This is a genomic window from Shinella sp. OV683 (assembly GCF_057787725.1).
This window is the reverse complement of sequence record NZ_CM173543.1, coordinates 3,220,873-3,237,135: the sequence shown is the minus strand read 5'-3', so window position 1 is coordinate 3,237,135 and position 16,263 is coordinate 3,220,873. Positions and strand designations below refer to the sequence as shown.

Annotated in this window: 15 protein-coding genes; 3 read left to right on the top strand and 12 right to left on the bottom strand. The window is 54.7% G+C overall.

Features of this window, described 5'->3' with window-relative positions:
• Nucleotides 1–60: 60 nt before the first annotated feature.
• The 3 genes from ACXHRN_RS15630 to ACXHRN_RS15620 form a co-directional block, all read right to left on the bottom strand.
• Nucleotides 61–480, bottom strand: a complete 420-nt coding sequence (locus ACXHRN_RS15630; RefSeq protein WP_488637232.1) for a hypothetical protein — start codon at nucleotides 478–480, stop codon at nucleotides 61–63.
• Nucleotides 481–580: 100 nt separating this feature from the next.
• On the bottom strand, nucleotides 581–2,056 hold the full coding sequence (locus ACXHRN_RS15625) for a protein adenylyltransferase SelO (protein ID WP_488637231.1): 1,476 nt from the start codon (nucleotides 2,054–2,056) through the stop codon (nucleotides 581–583).
• A 223-nt stretch (nucleotides 2,057–2,279) separates the two neighbouring features.
• On the bottom strand, nucleotides 2,280–3,401 hold the full coding sequence (locus ACXHRN_RS15620) for a calcium:cation antiporter (RefSeq protein WP_488637230.1): 1,122 nt from the start codon (nucleotides 3,399–3,401) through the stop codon (nucleotides 2,280–2,282).
• A gap of 469 nt (nucleotides 3,402–3,870) precedes the next feature.
• Between ACXHRN_RS15620 and ACXHRN_RS15615 the strand changes: the two genes are divergently transcribed.
• Nucleotides 3,871–4,824, top strand: coding sequence for a flagellin N-terminal helical domain-containing protein (locus tag ACXHRN_RS15615; RefSeq protein WP_488637229.1), 954 nt, complete (start codon nucleotides 3,871–3,873; stop codon nucleotides 4,822–4,824).
• A 7-nt stretch (nucleotides 4,825–4,831) separates the two neighbouring features.
• Here ACXHRN_RS15615 and ACXHRN_RS15610 read toward each other — a convergent pair whose 3' ends face one another.
• From ACXHRN_RS15610 to ACXHRN_RS15590, 5 genes are all read right to left on the bottom strand, one after another.
• On the bottom strand, nucleotides 4,832–5,092 hold the full coding sequence (locus ACXHRN_RS15610; protein ID WP_488637228.1) for a hypothetical protein: 261 nt from the start codon (nucleotides 5,090–5,092) through the stop codon (nucleotides 4,832–4,834).
• 558 nt (nucleotides 5,093–5,650) lie between these two features.
• A complete protein-coding gene (locus tag ACXHRN_RS15605; RefSeq protein ID WP_488637227.1) occupies nucleotides 5,651–7,237 on the bottom strand; it encodes a TIR domain-containing anti-phage reverse transcriptase in 1,587 nt (528 codons plus the stop codon).
• 759 nt (nucleotides 7,238–7,996) lie between these two features.
• The gene (locus ACXHRN_RS15600; protein WP_488637226.1) at nucleotides 7,997–10,288 is read right to left on the bottom strand and encodes a hypothetical protein; all 2,292 of its coding nucleotides are present in this window, start codon (nucleotides 10,286–10,288) and stop codon (nucleotides 7,997–7,999) included.
• The gene (locus ACXHRN_RS15595; RefSeq protein WP_488637225.1) at nucleotides 10,198–11,109 is read right to left on the bottom strand and encodes a hypothetical protein; all 912 of its coding nucleotides are present in this window, start codon (nucleotides 11,107–11,109) and stop codon (nucleotides 10,198–10,200) included. Before ACXHRN_RS15595 ends, ACXHRN_RS15600 begins: the two co-directional genes overlap by 91 nt.
• Nucleotides 11,110–11,118: 9 nt before the next feature.
• The gene (locus ACXHRN_RS15590; RefSeq protein WP_488637224.1) at nucleotides 11,119–11,811 is read right to left on the bottom strand and encodes a hypothetical protein; all 693 of its coding nucleotides are present in this window, start codon (nucleotides 11,809–11,811) and stop codon (nucleotides 11,119–11,121) included.
• 1,384 nt (nucleotides 11,812–13,195) lie between these two features.
• Between ACXHRN_RS15590 and ACXHRN_RS15585 the strand changes: the two genes are divergently transcribed.
• A complete protein-coding gene (locus ACXHRN_RS15585) occupies nucleotides 13,196–13,612 on the top strand; it encodes a hypothetical protein (RefSeq protein WP_488637223.1) in 417 nt (138 codons plus the stop codon).
• Here ACXHRN_RS15585 and ACXHRN_RS15580 read toward each other — a convergent pair.
• Both ACXHRN_RS15580 and ACXHRN_RS15575 read right to left on the bottom strand, forming a co-directional pair.
• Nucleotides 13,591–13,737: a hypothetical protein gene (locus ACXHRN_RS15580; protein ID WP_488637222.1), complete on the bottom strand. Its 147-nt coding sequence runs from the start codon at nucleotides 13,735–13,737 to the stop codon at nucleotides 13,591–13,593. The two genes, ACXHRN_RS15585 and ACXHRN_RS15580, sit on opposite strands and share 22 nt — an antisense overlap.
• A 49-nt stretch (nucleotides 13,738–13,786) precedes the next feature.
• On the bottom strand, nucleotides 13,787–14,113 hold the full coding sequence (locus ACXHRN_RS15575; protein WP_488637221.1) for a hypothetical protein: 327 nt from the start codon (nucleotides 14,111–14,113) through the stop codon (nucleotides 13,787–13,789).
• A gap of 145 nt (nucleotides 14,114–14,258) precedes the next feature.
• Between ACXHRN_RS15575 and ACXHRN_RS15570 the strand changes: the two genes are divergently transcribed.
• Nucleotides 14,259–14,504, top strand: a complete 246-nt coding sequence (locus tag ACXHRN_RS15570; protein WP_488637220.1) for a helix-turn-helix domain-containing protein — start codon at nucleotides 14,259–14,261, stop codon at nucleotides 14,502–14,504.
• Nucleotides 14,505–14,721: 217 nt separating this feature from the next.
• Here ACXHRN_RS15570 and ACXHRN_RS15565 read toward each other — a convergent pair whose 3' ends face one another.
• Together ACXHRN_RS15565 and ACXHRN_RS15560 are read right to left on the bottom strand one after the other, a co-directional pair.
• Nucleotides 14,722–14,895, bottom strand: a complete 174-nt coding sequence (locus tag ACXHRN_RS15565; protein ID WP_488637219.1) for a helix-turn-helix transcriptional regulator — start codon at nucleotides 14,893–14,895, stop codon at nucleotides 14,722–14,724.
• 17 nt (nucleotides 14,896–14,912) lie between these two features.
• Nucleotides 14,913–16,130: a tyrosine-type recombinase/integrase gene (locus ACXHRN_RS15560; protein WP_488637218.1), complete on the bottom strand. Its 1,218-nt coding sequence runs from the start codon at nucleotides 16,128–16,130 to the stop codon at nucleotides 14,913–14,915.
• Nucleotides 16,131–16,263 lie beyond the last annotated feature (133 nt).

Here is a 16,263-nt window from a genome sequence, read left to right as displayed (position 1 = left end):
GCCGGTTAGAGCAGAACTACTCGAGGCCAGATTAAAAACTGATCGGTCCGATCGTTACAATCAGGCCGTTCCTTGGACAACCTCCGTCTTCTCCTCGTCGGCCTTCACTTGTTCGGCCGTCTTGTGATGTCCGGAAACGGTGCTGCCGGTAATGGAAACCGGGTCACTGGCGGGGAACGTGCCCTCCAGGCCTTCGTCCAGCTGTTCTTCCATGGTATAGGCGTCGCCCATGCTGCGGGCGCTACGCATATGCGCGGCAAACTCTGCCGGATCGGCTTCCACGAACTCGCCCTCTTCGAACGAACCCATTTCGACCAGAAGGGCCTTTGCCTTGTCGATGGCGTTCAGGCGATTGAGATTGCTCTCGTCGTCCTGGCGCATGAACACCGAGACGATTTCGCCCGTGTCGCCAACGAATTCCACGGTAAAACCAATCTTACCGCCATGTTCCGGGTGAACCTGTGTTTCGACATTATGCATGGTACAACTCCTGTTAACCACGCAGGGTCAACGCGAGCCTTTGAACAATAGTTCCGATATTTTTTATCGAAATATTTGCTGCCTCAACTGGAACTTTCGCTCAGGTTCCGCAGAAGGTTTGCGTCACCCGTTCATTGGGTTCTGCCGGTAACGTATAGCGGACAGGCACGTCGGCATCTTCTCGATAGGGATGGGCCAGCACCGCGTTCAAGGTTTCGAAGGGCGCAAAATCCGCGCCTTGCGTGGCCGCCTGGATTGCTTCCTCGATCAGGTGGTTGCGTGGAATGTAGATGGGGTTGATCGCCCGCATCGCATTTGCCCGGCCGTCTCCCGACATCGCCTCCCGTGCCAGCCGCGCCCGCCATGTCGCGAGCCATTCGACAGCAATGGCGCGATCTTCGATCATCAGTTCGAGGAAGGCGGCCTCGCTCACCGGGCCTTCTGCCGCGTCCGATAGCCGACGGAAGGCAAGCGTGAAATCGGCGCGATTGACCAGCAGCACACCAAGGAATGCATCGATCAGTGCCTTGTCGCCATCTTCTTCCAGTCTCAGCCCGATCTTGCGGCGCATGCCGGCAAGCCAGGCCGTGTTGAAGGTCTCGGCAAAGGCAATCACCGCCTCGTTGGCCAGCTCGACCGCCTTGTCGATATCGGCGTCGATCAGCGGCAGCATGGTTTCGGCCAGCCGCGCCATGTTCCATTGGCCAATGCCCGGCTGGTTCTGGTAGGCATAACGGCCACCACGGTCGATCGAGGAAAACACCGTCACCGGATTATAGGCTTCCATGAAGGCGCAAGGTCCGAAATCGATCGTCTCGCCGGAAATCGCAGAATTATCGGTATTCATCACGCCATGGATGAAGCCGATATGCAGCCATTGGGCAATCAGTTTCGCCTGCCGGGTCGCGACTGCGTTCAGCAATGCAAGATAGGGCGCGCTGGATCCCTTGAGGTCGGGATAGAGCCGGTCGATGACATAGTCGGCGAGCGCCTTCAGCCCTTCCGTATCTCCGCGTGCGGCGAAAAACTGGAATGTGCCGACACGAATATGGCTGGCGGCAACGCGTGTCAGCACGGCGCCCGGCAGCGGCGTCTCGCGGTAGACCGCATCGCCGGTCATCACCGCCGCGAGCGCCCGCGTCGTGGGCAGGCCCATCGCATGCATCGCTTCGCTGACCAGATATTCGCGCAGCACCGGCCCAAGTGCCGCACGGCCGTCACCACCGCGCGAATAGGGCGTGCGGCCGGCGCCCTTCAACTGGATATCGCGGCGCACGCCTTTTTTGTCCACGACTTCGCCGAGCAGAATCGCCCTTCCGTCACCGAGCTGCGGCACGAAATTGCCGAACTGGTGGCCGGCATAGGCCATGGAAATCGGGTTGGCACTGTCGGGGACGTTGTTTCCGGCAAGAATCAAGGCCGCATCAGCCTCGTTGAGTGCGGCCCATTCCGGTCCGAGCTCAGCGGCCAGCGCATCGTTATATTTGATCATCCTGGGCTTGGCGACACTGCTCGGCAGGACACGCGCGTAGAAGCGGTCCGGTAAGGTCGAATAGCTGTGGCTCAGTCCCAACATGGCGTGTTCTTTCGTAGAGATAGGCGTGTCTCTCTTAGATAGGCGCCCAAAGCACCTGCGGCAAGAAATCTCACCGATATCCACGGAACAGATGACGTTGTGCGACGTTCATTCAGCGCCTGATCAAAGGCTTGAAGCGTGTGGAGGCGGTCATGGATGGCGCCGCAGCAAGGCCGCCGACTGGATGGACGACAGCGAACTTCGCGTCATGCAGTGGCCGGGCTCATAGGCCGATAAAGGTGAGCATCACGAAAGTGGCAAACAGCACGAAATGCGTCATCCCCTCGATGGCGTTGGTCTCGCCATCATTGAGATTGATGGCGGCGGCAATCAGCGTCAAGGCGACCATGACCGTCTGCACCGGTGACATCGCCATGACGAAAGGCTGCCCGGTGTAAAGCGCGATCGCCTCCATCACCGGCACGGTCAGGATCACTGTCGAGAGCGAAGCACCGAGCGCGATGTTGACGACCGCCTGCATGCGGTTGCGCAATGCGGCCCGCAAGGCCGTCAGGATTTCCGGCGCCGCCGAAATTGCCGCAACCACGATCGCCATCAAGGCGGGCGGCGCGCCCGTGCCTTTCAGTCCGTTACCGAGTATCGCCGACATCATTTCCGCAAGCACGCCGATCAGCACGATGCCAAAAATGATGACGCCGATCGAAACCCCGGCCGGCACCATTGGTGCAGTGGATTTTCTGGGCGCCGGCGCCTCAGGTGTGGCGTCCTCGTCTTCTGCATCATCGTCTTCCGCGGTGTAGGCATAGCTGAAGAAATAGCTGTGGCGGCCGACCTGCATGCGCAGGAACAAGGCATAGAGCGTGATCATCACGCAGATGGTAAAGGTGGAGTAATAGTGCCATTTGGTCTGCGGAATGAACTCCGGCACCACCATGGATATGCCCATCGCCGTCAGGATCATCACGCTATAGGTCTTGCCGGAATCATTGTTGTAGGGCTGTTCGCCGAAGCGCAGGCCACCCAGCAGTGCGGCCAAGCCCAGGATGCCGTTGATATCCAGCATTACGGCGGAATAGATCGTGTCGCGCACCAGCGTTGGCGAGCTTTCGCCCATCATCATGATCGCCAGGATAATCACCTCGACCAGCACGGCCGACAGGGTCAAGATCATCGTGCCATAGGGGTCGCCGACCCGCTTTGCCAGATGTTCGGCATGTTTGGCAACGCGCACCGATGCCATGACGATCGTCACGACCAATATTGCCGCAGCGATAAGATTTGTTGTCTGTCCGGCGGCGAGGATCTCATGCTCGAAATAGAACGACAGCACCGAGGCAAAGATTGGCACCAGCAGAAGTCGTTCATGTTTCAAGATGGCTTGCATGATGGCCCCAGGCTAATCTGTTGAGACGATAGGTCAATCCGCCCGCGCTCACAACCGCTGCATGTTGGCCGATAACGGTCAATCGACTTCCACAAGCAGGGAAGGCCAGTACGTGTCCGATTTGAAATCGGTGGGGATTTCGTCCAGAGCATGAGCGTGTCCGCGACGAAATTGATCTGCAGGCAAGATGGCGGCGGAGAAATGCGCTGAGCGGCAAGTCAGGTTGTTGCGAAAGCGAACGGCTACTGATCGCGTGGACATCTTTTTACGCCCATGGCGCGCGCTCAATTTGAGTAATCATTAATATACATGGTAAACAAAGAGCTTGGAAAATCAGCGGCTTTTAATCGTCCTTTAAGTATAAACCTGCAAACGTAGGATCATGATATCGGCAGCCGTCGAGGCGTATTTCGGCGAGTTCCGATGTCAGTCAGGCAAAGTTAGACCACGTATTGATTTCGGAAGTGCCATGACGAGTATCCTTACAAATGTAGGGGCGATATCTGCTGTCCAGCAGATGCGTTCTCTAAATGCGGCTCGCGACAAGAGCCAGGACGAAGCTGCAACCGGCCTGCGCGTGAACACCGCGGCCGACAACACAGCCTATTGGTCGATTGCCACGACCATGCGCTCTGACAACAAGGCGCTTGCCGCTGCCGGGGATTCGCTTGGCATGGGCGCGGCCGCGATTGGCGTGGCCTTCAGCGGCATGTCTTCGGCGATCGATGTGGTCGATGACATCAAGTCCAAGCTGATCTCGGCGCGCGAGGCGGGTGCCGACAAGAACAAGGTCAACAGCGATATCACCGCGCTGCGCGCCGAGCTTTTCTCGATTGCCGATTCCTCGTCCTTCAACGGCGAGAACTGGCTGCTGCGCGAATCGATCGCCGATGACGCCGATCCCGAAATCGTCGGCTCGTTCACGCGTGACACGCGCGGCAACGTCGCCGTCAAGACGCTGCAATATTCGATGACCAATGCAATCGGCACCAACCACCTCGTCGACGATATCGCCGACAACGGCATTCTGACGAGTGCACAATATGCCACCGCAGTCGGAGCAACGACGGATTGGGTGCTGCTGAACGGACGCACAAGCGGGACGACGCACACCGAAATCATCCTCGACAGCGCGACGACTGCAAGCGAAATGGACGAGATGATCAGCGTCACCGACAGCATGCTGATGGCGATGACCCAGGCGGCGGCCAATCTCGGCTCGATGATTTCCCGCATCGAGATGCAGAGCAATTTCGTCGACGATCTGCAGGATACGCAGGACAGGGGTGTCGGCCGGCTTGTCGATGCCAATCTCGGCGAGACCTCTGCTAGGCTGAGAGCCGTCGAGACGCAGAATATGTTGGCAAATCAGGCGCTGTCGATCGCCAACGCCACGCCGCTCAGCCTGATGCAATTGTTGTAGCGTTAGGTCACTTCCTGAACATCGGCGCAAACGCCAGATCGTAATGCAGCATGCAGCGATCTTCCGATTTGTTGCCGGCTCGCGGGCAACCCTCGGCGCGGGCGATTTCCATCAGCAGCGATGGCATCGGCAGGTCGCCGATCCGTGCAAGCATCGCGGTCGCATCATAGCGCCGCCGCATCCCGCATTTCTCGCAGATGACCACGATCTTGCCGCCACGATGGTCGGCAAGGCTGGGAATGTGCGGGCGGCGCGGAGGTCTGTTCATCTGGGCGAGATCTGATTGGCGAGGACCTCGAAATTAAAGCAGCCCTGACGCCCGGCGTCAAAGCCCGGGACCACGTAAAAGGTCACCGCTCACGAACCCATCAAACGTGGGTATCCAAGGGGTCGGAGGAATGCGCTTTGGCTAGTTGGAAAATACGGAAAACAGGTTCCTGAAATATTGTGGCGGAGAAGATGTCCGCCGATATTGGTTGATTTTATTATATAATTTGAACAATGATACGGAAGGAGTCCACAAAGAGTCTACAGTTTGTTTTTGTTTATGGGTGTTCGCGGACATTAATAGTGGGCGATACAGATGATTTTTTTATCCACAAACCTTTCATCGGGCGGGGAGTTTTGTATCGGGTTTTGTAGCGCCCCGCCGGCCTCGCCGAACAATTAGGCAGACTGCCACACGAACAGCGCCACCTTGAATGGACGACGCGATTCATGTCTGACTGTGCAGACGGCGACTTCGTGCGCGACGAGGGTTTTGTTCTCGCCAGCTTAAAGTACGCTGCGATCTGTGCGGCCCAGCTTGAATGGACGCGCCGCTCCGCTACCGATGCCCCAACACTATCGGCGAGGCCGATCCGTTCGAACTGACCTTGTTCGCGCCGGGGTTACTGTCCTGCCGCCAAGGCATGCCTGAACGGATAGCGCCGGGGATTGCACCGATGCCGCTGTTGATGCTTCCAAGCAGGGCGTTTGTCTGGGAGGTCATCGACTTCAGTTCACGCAACTCCTGCGAATTGCGCTCAGTAGCGTCGGCCGCCCGCGAAGCTGCGGAAGTCTGGATCTTCATCTCCGTGATGGCCATGAGGCTCTCGCCGGGCTTAATGTTTAGCGAGATTGCCGAATTGAGTTCTTTATTGGTCCATCCTTTGCCTGAAAACGTTTCAGACAGAAACGGAACAAAATAGCTTGATTTCAGCAGACCATGATTGATCTTCTCGACAATTGAGTCGCCCCAAGAAATGCTGCTTTCATCAAAAAACACCTTCAAGCCATAAGATTCGAGTTTGTCTTTCAGCTTTCTAATTTTCGGCTTATCCTCACTCGCGTGCGACAGAAACACATCAAATTCTCGAACCATATCCGCATACCTTTCCACCCATTCTGAGCCCCTCAGACCACTGAGGACAGCCATTTTGCATAGTTTTGCAACCACAGGATCGTTTGGGCCGCGAACCTGTCCGATATAGGACAACCAGCCTTCTATATGTTGCCAGAAACGACTTGGGTCTTCTGTGGTCTTTAACCAGAGCTTTGCCGCTTTAGACGGACCATGCACGCGCGCTGAATGCAACTTCATTCGCAATAGTGAAATATCGCGTCGCCAAACATTCGCCTTTCGGTTGACGATAAGGCCGGTCACTTCTTGTCGCTCACTTTGAAAAAGAATTCTGGTCTTCTCGTCATTTATTTCGAACCGAGCCGACCGAAACGCATCGTGGATGCTGGTTCCAAGAACGATTACTCTGGCGCCATTTAAAGGTTCCCACGATTTTACTACCGACGATGGAACGGCCTTCTGGCTAGACGAAAACGTAATGTCGTCCGCGTATCTTGTGTAGCGAAGCCGTTCTTTGATGGCGATCTCAACCAGCTTCTTGTCGAGGTTATGTGCAATTATGTTCGCAAGAAGTGGCGAGGTCGATGCGCCTTGCGGCAAGCCATCCTTGAACGTTGTTATCCTTGCCAAGATGGTTGCGACCCGCTCGTTGAACCCGAAGTAACTCGACATAAATAAGCCACGCACACGGGCAAAACTGATCGCCGGGAAAAAGTCCTTAATATCTAAGTTGAGAACCCACCTTTGGCGCTCGTGATATTGAGCGTTTGTTAGAAAAGATTGCCCCTTGACGTAGCCTTTCACGAACAGCTTCGGCTCGTATTTCTGCGCAAGTATTGCGGCAAACCGATCCTGAGCAAGCGCCAGACCTCTAACGGGTTTGGCAATGTCGCGCATGCCGCCCTTCTTTTTTGGGATTTGAAACTGTTTGTAGTACCTTCCATTGTCTGCATTTTGCACAACATAGAAGAATTTAGCTGGCTCCAGCCCAAGCGCAAATGCAACATCTTGAACGGAATGCGCAAGTCGAAGTGCCAGAAGCGGGTCGCCCCAAGCTAAGGTGATATTCAAGGCTTGACCCTCGCTCTTTACCTTCACCGTGTAACCGCGTGTTGCCGCACAGCCGGCGCGCGATTGTGTACTGACGTTTCAGCGAGTTGCCGTGAATTCACCGGCACAAACTAGAGGGTCAAGCCTCACAACTATAAGCAGTCGCTTCGCTGTCGATTGTCAAGGCCGTAGGTCAGTTGCGCAGTTCTTTTTTGGTAGGTCGGCGACAATTGACAAGCCGTAAGAAAACGTAAGCGGCGATATCTCGCAACACGTTTGATGTTACAGATGGACGTGGCAACCGATGCCGTATGGGAACACCCGCTCATAGCTCTATGTGAGCACCGGACGCGGCTTCTTGTTCGAATGGTGGTCCACCCCCATTGCTCTGGCTAAACAGTCTTCAACATAGCGGGTCGAGCATCATCACGTCGTGTTGAGATCATTGTAGGGCGAGCCGCAAACGACGCTCACATAGACCTCTAGCAGGCACTGCCGGACAGGGGCGGGCTCGTCCACGAAACGGAACTCCATTCGGCGGATTCTGGCGAGCGCGGCATCGGCCATGCTCGGCAAGGGATTACTCAAGCTTGGCAAATGCGTTCTTGAGGGCGCGCCCTATGGCGGCGGCGGAGTGTGGCAGACGGAGGACGAAGCCAGTGCTTATATCGAGAATGAACGCCTCTCCGGATTTTCCGTCTATTCGGACTCGAGCTTGGCCGCCAGGGTCCTGAGCGATGACTCCCGGTGCTCAGGCAGACACCGGGAGTAGGCTATGCTTCAACCGAAAATAAAATCGTCAGTGCTGATGTCGCTCAACGGGCCGATGCCATTGAGCGTTATTGTATTTTGATCGCTGGAACCCCAGTGAATGACCATCGGGAGCCAGTACAAGGGGTCGCCAACCGGAACTGTCCCACTCGTTACGGTGCAGTGGTTGTTTTTCAGATCCGACCAACTTGTAATCTCCGAAACAGCTGACAGGTCAATTTTGTCGGTGCCATGCTGAAAATCAGTGATTGTGTCTTTCGCAGACCCCGATCCAAACACGAACGTGTCTGATCCTGATCCGCCGGTCAGTGTGTCGTTGCCAGTGCCTCCGGCAAGCACGTCGTTACCTTGGTTGCCCAGCAACGTGTCCCCGTCTGCCCCACCTGAAATCGTGTCGCCTCCGGCACCGCCGGAGAGAGTATTCTTTCCTGTATTGCCAACGATCGTATTGGCATTTCCATTGCCGGTTCCATTGATGTCCGAGCTGCCAGAAAGCGTTAGATCATCAACATAGTCTCCGAGAGTGTAGGTCACCGACGCGATGGCGCGATCCTGACCTTCGCTCAAATTTTCTGAAATAGTATCGTTTACGTTGTCTACGATGTATGTATCATTTCCGGTTCCGCCGGACATGCTGTCTGCCCCGCCTTTGCCGTCGAGTGTATTGTCCTCACCGTTGCCCGCAATTGTATTGGCCAACGAATTTCCCGACCCGTTAATCGCAGTGCCTTGCAGAACCAGCTTTTCGAGATTCGCTCCGAGTGTATAAGACCGTGTCGAAAGTACGATGTCGGTTCCGTTGTCGGCCGACTCCGTAACTTCGTCTGACGCGTTATCGACATAGTATCTGTCGTTTCCGGCGCCGCCATTCATAGTATCAGCGCCGGCACTACCCTGCAGAATGTCATTGCCATCGTAGCCGTTCAGTACGTTGTCTGCAGCGTTGCCGATTATCCTATTATCCAGTTCGTTGCCGTTACCAGTCACGGCCGATCCGGTCAAAGTTAGGTTTTCGATGTTGTCATACCCCGCAGGCGACAACGTGAAATTGACTGACGATTTGATCTCATCTGTGCCTGACGACGCGCTCTCAGTAATTACGTCGAGTTTGTCGGCGACGATGTACACGTCATCGCCGGCACCACCTTTGAGCGTGTTGGCGGCCGAGTTGCCGATCAAAATATTATTGGCAGAGTTCCCAGTCGCATTAATAGCCGTAATGCCTGTAAGAGTGATGTTCTCAACATTGGCATAAGCTGCCGCAGCAATGGAGAATGTCACAGACGATTCAACCGTGTCCGTGCCTTCTCCGGAGTTCTCCGTAATCAGATCTTGGGTGCTATCCACGACGTAGGTATCATTTCCATCTCCTCCGAAGAGGCGATCAACGCCGGCTCCTCCGACCAGAACGTCATTGCCAAGTCCGCCATTGATAGTATCCGTGCCGTTTCCCCCTTCAATGCTGTTGGCAAAATCGGATCCTGTGATGAGGTCGTTGCCGGCACCCGCAACGATATTCTCAATATCGGAGAGGTAATCCGTTCCAACGGAGGCACCCTGAGCGTAAGAATTGAGATCGATGTCCAGGTTTCCGGACGCCAGAGAGTAGTCGACGGTATCGGTGCCGGTCCCGCCTTCGATCCAATCGTCACCACCGCCATACTGGCCTGCATTTATCGTATCGTCACCCCCGAGAGCGAATATATAGTCTTTACCATTTCCAGCGATCAGCGTGTCGTCGTACACCCCATTGGCTGCAACAAATCCCTCGGAGTCTGGCGTGTTGCTATTTGCGCCGCCGTCATGACCGAATATCGTCCAAGGATCTGTAGCGCTGGGATCACGCGCGGTTAGCGAAACAACAGCGAGCGCGGCTCCGCCGAAGTTACTTCGCTGCCGAAGTACAAGATAGGCTGCGCCTTCGATATCGACTTTAGAAGCGTCCAGATCACCAATTGTATACATGTTTCGCGCATTGAGGCCCGCTGCAAGCCCGGCCTGGATGAGATCAGGCGTCACTAAGTAATTTTCGAGCGTTGTAGCGCCGTTATACGCAACTTGTATCCGAAGGGTATAAGCATCATCGCTTCCATCGATGAGATCGAGATTCTCGATTTCGTCTTTTGTATAAGCTTGGGCAGGAGCGGGTAGCGCGCGATTAGGAGTTAACGTGACTGCAGTCAGAAGGGTGTCATTGCCGGAGTCACCGCTCAAATAATCTCGATTATGATCATTCCATTCTGCGTGAAAGGTTTGAAAATAAGATTCGGTAAGGTGCTCCGCGGAGAAACCCGTCGCCAAATTTCCCCCAGTAACGATGTCATCGCCTCCACCACCCAATATTTGATCCTTGTCGTCCCCCCCGCTACAAGGTCGTTCCCCCCGCCGGAGTATACGAAATCATCGCCCGCTCCCGCATGGATCGTTTGAGTTCCTTCGTATGCCAGGATCAAATCACGGGAAGCATGGTCTCCCGCAATCGCATTCCTACGATCGATCAGGACATCTTGGGGAGCGGTGGACCGCGACTGGATGGTCATGTCAATCGCCTGTCCTCCCGTGAAGTTATTCAGGAGTTTGATTTCGCCCACGCCACTCGGGTAGTCTGTACTGTCTTTAAAAATGCCCTGGTAGTTACTTCTGCCCGCTTCAACCGCTTCGGAATACAGCTCGTGCATAAGGAGATTTTCTTTGATGACAGTCTCGCCCATAAAGTCTGACATGGGGTCAGCCAGCAACGTCTTGACCGCGTCGGCGTACAAGTTGGGGTCTAGAATTTGGTTAATATCGGAACCGTTTAGAACAATGTCCTTCGTTAGCAATGCCGCATGGATAAACTCGTGAATAAAAGTCCGTTCGAAAGTAATGTTGTGAGTGTTACCGTCGAACCCGACGTATTCATTCTGCGTCCAATCACTGGCGTCGAGGTATAGTTTGCCTTCCGCGGGAACCCATCCGCTCCCGCCCGAGGTTACGTTTTCTATGGTGATTGTTACTGTGCGATCGAAAAGTCCTGCCACGGAAGTAGCCGTTGCCAACTTATTGACAATCCCCTGAATAATCTGAGGATCCATTCCGGTCGGGAGAACAAACGTAACGTTGCCTTGCGTAATTGTTGACATGTCTAAACCTTAAAAATCTCTCTTGGGTTGCACTCTGTGAATTAATTCGCTCAAGCCCTTTGGGTACTTTTTCTTGCTGCAGCCCGGAATCTTCCCAGCTTCAGCGAGTTTGTAGAAATAGGCAGGCGATAGATCAAAAACCGTCGGATCATTCTTCGTGTCTCGGCTCGTCATGCACAAAATATAGTCGGCGCTTGCTCGCCAAAAATTCGCGGCAACCTCTCTTGATCGGGTTGAAAACGTGACAACTCCGCCGCACGAGGAGACAATACAATCCTGCAGTTGGTGCGATGAGAGGAATTGATTGACGGCTTTTCGTATGTCGGCTCGAGAGGCTTTGGCGTTCGCGGGCTCTGAATCCGCAAACGTCAAGAAGGACGCCCATTTGACTGGATCGCTACTGATTTCATGATTGAAATCTCTGGCCCGGATTGCGAAAACAGCCTTCCACGTCAGATATCCGAGGAATAGCTTGCGCCGGCTGCAATCGTTGGCGTCTCTAAATTTGCTGCATGGCACGATTTGAGCATCGGGGAAAATGGTCGAGACCTGTCGCATTTCAATATCGCTTTGCGCGAAGTCTTGCTGCGGCTGGGTTGTCGCTGCTCTCGCCGACGAAACGGCTATGAAAACCAATATCGAGACAAATGTAAATCTTAGGATAGGCAATTTCACCTCCTGGAATCGACGGGAATTGATCATACGGCCCTTTCTGAGTCACTCCCCTCAGTTGTAAAATCCACAATCTCTTAGTAAACTCGCAACAATTGGCTGTGGAATACTGTCTGCGGTTGCGTTGGCAACCGTCTTCCTGTCGTCGATGAAATGCCTCCGTGTGTCTTTGAAGAAACGAAGGTGAGTAAAAATATTTGCGCTCGAAATTCGCACCAAGCCGCTGGCGCGTCTGGTTCGCGGCCAGTTGAGTTTTGGTAAAGAATAATTAAATCAATACCTTGCGTTGACATTCTTATGTTTTGCGAGTCATTTTCATTGCGAATCATACGGTTTTGAAACGAACCGAATCAAGGTTTCGCGGGGTAGATCAGCCCGGTAGATCGGCAGGCTCATAACCTGCAGGCCGCCGACCGGCAACGCGTTATTATGAGCGAGCTTTACTCGAGCGGGATATCGGGCCAGTGCTCTGTAAAAAGCGCCGGAGGCTTGGGTCGATTGGGCCTCGCCGGCCCGGTGGCCCGCTCCCTTAAAATCTGGCTCAAGGCAGCCTGTGCCGACGTCTCGCCCTTCATGTCGGATGATCCAGAGTTTGTTGCCGGAGCGTTGGGCCTTAAGCCTGAGCCGCGCGGGCGCTGCTGTTCTAGCCATCGATGATATTCCTTCATCGCTCGCAAGGTTGTGAAGTCCTTGTTCGCCAGACGGAATACCCGAAGGTGCCCTTTCTTGCCGGCGGAACGCAGGACACCCGTGGCGATTGGCGTATCTGGAAAATATAGCTTCGCAGCGTTTGCCAACCGCAGAGGGGTATCCTCGCTAAAAGCTGGATCTGCAATGTCCTCGTATTCGCGTTTGCGCACGGTTGTCGGCTAACCTCTCAACTTCATGATTATGTCGATATTCTCAACATTCAAAAGGCTATTATGGTCCTTGCCTGTTGGGACTTCTCAATTTGTCGCGGAGCCGTTTCTTTCGCTGAGCCGCGAGCGCAGTGGCCTCGTACCGCTCGCGAGCCAAATCGGCTGCCGACTTCCGCGAAGGCTTGAGCAGCACCCAAAGATCGTCCGTATGAACAAATCGCGACCTGCCAATTTTCTTGCCAATACCCGCCGCTTGGGCCTTCGTCCAAATTGTTCGAGGGGTGATGACCACTCCGGAGGAAGCCTGAAGACGGCTAGACACCTCCTCAATTGTGATCAAGCCTTCTATTCCCCTTTCGCTACCGTCCGACGGAATCCGATCCGAATTCATGGGCGCCATCTTTCTTTCTAAAGTTGCATTTAACCGGGCATGGGTCGGGGAAGATAAGTCATAATTTTTTAAGATATTCAACGGCGATTTAACAATCATGCAAAGCTAAATTCTCGATAGAAATATCATTCGGCTGAAAGATAATTCTATCACAGATAGAATAATGTTGACGACCTTGAATAAGGGAGTAGCTTCGCTCGCGTTAACGATTCTTCCAAAGGACTATTCGATGACATTCCCCCACATGCCTTGCCCGGCCTTCCTTGCGTTGCCTGCTGATCTGAAGGAGCGGCTGGGACGCCTGCCTCATGAAGCCCCTTACATTGAAATTGGTGACATCATCATCATTCTTGCGTGCGTCGAATTCGGCGATTTCACCACTTCTGATCGGGACTTTGCGATGTCGAGGCTGGAGGCTGTTATCACCTACGCCGCCCAGATTGAGGCGATCCAAACGTATGAGCGAAGAGGGTATGGCGCTCTGGGCACACCATCATGTGCGGTGGCATCCGAAGCGGGAAAGCCGCCCCACATGAGCGGCTTGGCAATACACTCGGGTTACGTGATGAGTACCGTATAGGCTTCCAGCGAGCCCAGAGCTTCCCGGGCGGCGCGTTTAAGAACGTCCTGAGAACTGCCGGTATCGGTGAAGACGAGGTTGCCGTGATCGTATACGAAGATTTCGAGCCAATCGAAGATATTCATGTGCGTCCCCTGATCGCGATGCTGCCTTCGGTAGATTGATTTTTCGCGCTCACAGCTGCCTCTTCTCAACTGTGTAGAAAATGTCTGCAGCAGCAGCTCTTGCGCGGACGGTTTCACGATAATCGTTGTTTGTGAGGAAGCAGGGGCGGTCGATGCCGAAAGCGACATAACGCTCCAGATGGTCAAGCGCCATTTGCAAGGCGGCTTGTTCAGTGGAGGCGACATCCGCGTCGTGCTCGTCGCCCCGTTCCATCTGGATCAGCCAGACTGTCCGTGATGCGGCTTCCTCAGGGTGACTTGAGGGTACGGCAAGCAAGGTCGCCGAGGTGGCGAGCGCCGAGATTCGCTGCGAGCTGGAGAGAATGGTGGTCTGCATTGGTCAGTCTCCTTTTGGGTTGATGATGCCTGGCAAGAGCAGGCAGGTCGGTTGTCGTGTCATCTCTATTGTGATAACCTTACACTAATGATATAAGGCTGCATCAAAAGATAAGTCAACACTAAAAGTGTAAGGTTGTATCAAAATGGCACTATCTCCCGCCCAATGCCGAGCTGCGCGGGCGCTTCTTGGCTGGTCTCAGGACCAACTATCCGAGGCGTCAAAGGTGGCGAAGGCGACCATCGCAAATTTTGAGGCGGGCAAGCGGTCACCATACGACCGCACCTTGGCGGACGTTCAGCGCGCTCTGGATGATGCTGGCGTGATATTCCTGGCTGCCGACGAAAACACCTCCGGGGGCGATGGCGTCCGGATTAAGACGAGCTTCTAATTGGGGGAGGATATTTTGGCCTAGCAGTTCTAGCCGCAAGCGGCCGGCTCCGATCTATGTCAACCCGGCGATTGCCTTCAGAGGCGACGAGGGGAGGGTCGGGGAGCTTCAGCTGGCGTATGACGCCCTCGACTTTGCCAAGGAGTAAGTTGGGGGCGGATCCCGGAGACCGCGCTCTGAATAGCGCTGCGTCGCCGACCTAAGTAGACAAGCGGCGCTAAGCCGCTCGCTTAGCCTTCAGCATCTCGACCCATGCCGCGATTTCGCGCCGGTCATAGAGTGTTCGCCTGCCAATCATGACTGGTCGAGGAAAGGAAGAGTCCTCGGTCGTGAGCTTCCAAAGCGTAGTGCGCTTGATGGCGATTGCCTCACAGGTTTCGGCTATCGTCATCAGCAGTTTTCCGTCAGTCATTGTTCACCCGTGTTGGCCGTCGTTTCTGTCTGGTTATGATGGTCTGCCACAGGAGTTAATGAGGTATTAATGACGAAATTATTCCAGTCGTCCATTAGGAGTCGACGTTTCTCAAGCGCATCGCCACGGCGATATGACAGTTCCACAGCATTGCCAACGGCATGCGCAAGCGCCGCTTCAGCGACTTCGCGAGGATGGTCTGTTTCCTCCCCGACCCAGTCGCGGAATGTGGACCGAAATCCATGCACCGTGACACCCGTGCAGATTCCCTTCAGGCATTGCAGCAGTGCCATATCAGATAGCGATGCACCCCGTTTCCTACTTGGAAACACTAGACCCACGCTCCCGAATAAAGCCATGCGCTTCAGGACAGCGAGCGCCTCGCTACATAGAGGGACTCGATGCTCCTTTTCTGCCTTCATGCGTTCGGCGGGGATGACCCACAGTTTGGAGTCCATATTGATTTCAGCCCATTCCGCCCCACGAACTTCGCCAGAGCGGGCAGCGGTCAATATACCGAATCGCAGAGCCTCAGAGGAGACGCTGGTCAATTTGTCCAGCTTTTCCCAGAAGGCCGGCATTTCAGCATAGGGGAGGGCTGCATGGTGGCCGCGCTGGAGCTTCTCGCGTTTGGGAAGACGATGCTTCAGCCGCGCTATGGTGGCAGGGTTGCTGGATACCCTTAGCCCATCAGATATCGCGGCTTCTATAACACGCTCGATTCGCTGCCGGACCCGCCCAGCCGTCTCGGACTTAGTTGTCCAGATAGGCTTTAGGATTTCGAGCACATCGCCGACCTCAATAGCATCAACGGGTTTGTCCCAGATCGACCCGCAGTAGGTTTTCAGCGTGCTCCGCCACTGCTTGCGGTGCTTCAGGTTTTTGTATCCCGACTCGATATCATCAACGATATCCATCGCGTACTCCCCGAATAGGGCTACGACAGCGCCTACGGGCTCAGCCATTGGCCCCGGCTTGGGCAATCCGGCCTTAATGCGCGCGCGCTCCTCTTCGGCACGCTCCTGCGCTTGACGCAGTCTCATCGTAGGATAGGTGCCTAGGGCGACCTCGACTCGTTTCTCGCCAACCGTAGCGATTGCGACAAACGACTTGCTGCCGGTAGCTCTGGTTCGGAGATAAAGACCGGCACCTAGAGCGACCCGTCCAGGCTTGTCGATAGCTTTGATTTGCGCGTCTGTGAGAGATTTCGCCATGACCGAGTCCACAATAGGTCCACACTATTTGTAGACTTAGGTAAACAACGGCAAACGGTCAATTCGTGAGGAACTAGCCAAACATCGAGATTTGTGGGGTTTTTTGAGGTTGGCGAACGATGGCAAACAAGGG

Excerpts from the sequence above, each read along its gene's own strand:
- ACXHRN_RS15560 (WP_488637218.1), bottom strand. The coding sequence starts at position 16,130 with ATGGCGAAATCTCTCACAGACGCGCAAATCAAAGCTATCGACAAGCCT.
- ACXHRN_RS15620 (WP_488637230.1), bottom strand. The coding sequence starts at position 3,401 with ATGCAAGCCATCTTGAAACATGAACGACTTCTGCTGGTGCCAATCTTT.
- ACXHRN_RS15580 (WP_488637222.1), bottom strand. The coding sequence starts at position 13,737 with ATGAATATCTTCGATTGGCTCGAAATCTTCGTATACGATCACGGCAAC.
- ACXHRN_RS15625 (WP_488637231.1), bottom strand. The coding sequence starts at position 2,056 with ATGTTGGGACTGAGCCACAGCTATTCGACCTTACCGGACCGCTTCTAC.
- ACXHRN_RS15565 (WP_488637219.1), bottom strand. The coding sequence starts at position 14,895 with ATGACGATAGCCGAAACCTGTGAGGCAATCGCCATCAAGCGCACTACG.
- ACXHRN_RS15590 (WP_488637224.1), bottom strand. The coding sequence starts at position 11,811 with ATGATCAATTCCCGTCGATTCCAGGAGGTGAAATTGCCTATCCTAAGA.
- ACXHRN_RS15575 (WP_488637221.1), bottom strand. The coding sequence starts at position 14,113 with ATGCAGACCACCATTCTCTCCAGCTCGCAGCGAATCTCGGCGCTCGCC.
- ACXHRN_RS15615 (WP_488637229.1), top strand. The coding sequence starts at position 3,871 with ATGACGAGTATCCTTACAAATGTAGGGGCGATATCTGCTGTCCAGCAG.
- ACXHRN_RS15610 (WP_488637228.1), bottom strand. The coding sequence starts at position 5,092 with ATGAACAGACCTCCGCGCCGCCCGCACATTCCCAGCCTTGCCGACCAT.
- ACXHRN_RS15570 (WP_488637220.1), top strand. The coding sequence starts at position 14,259 with ATGGCACTATCTCCCGCCCAATGCCGAGCTGCGCGGGCGCTTCTTGGC.
- ACXHRN_RS15630 (WP_488637232.1), bottom strand. The coding sequence starts at position 480 with ATGCATAATGTCGAAACACAGGTTCACCCGGAACATGGCGGTAAGATT.
- ACXHRN_RS15595 (WP_488637225.1), bottom strand. The coding sequence starts at position 11,109 with ATGTCAACAATTACGCAAGGCAACGTTACGTTTGTTCTCCCGACCGGA.
- ACXHRN_RS15585 (WP_488637223.1), top strand. The coding sequence starts at position 13,196 with ATGTTGACGACCTTGAATAAGGGAGTAGCTTCGCTCGCGTTAACGATT.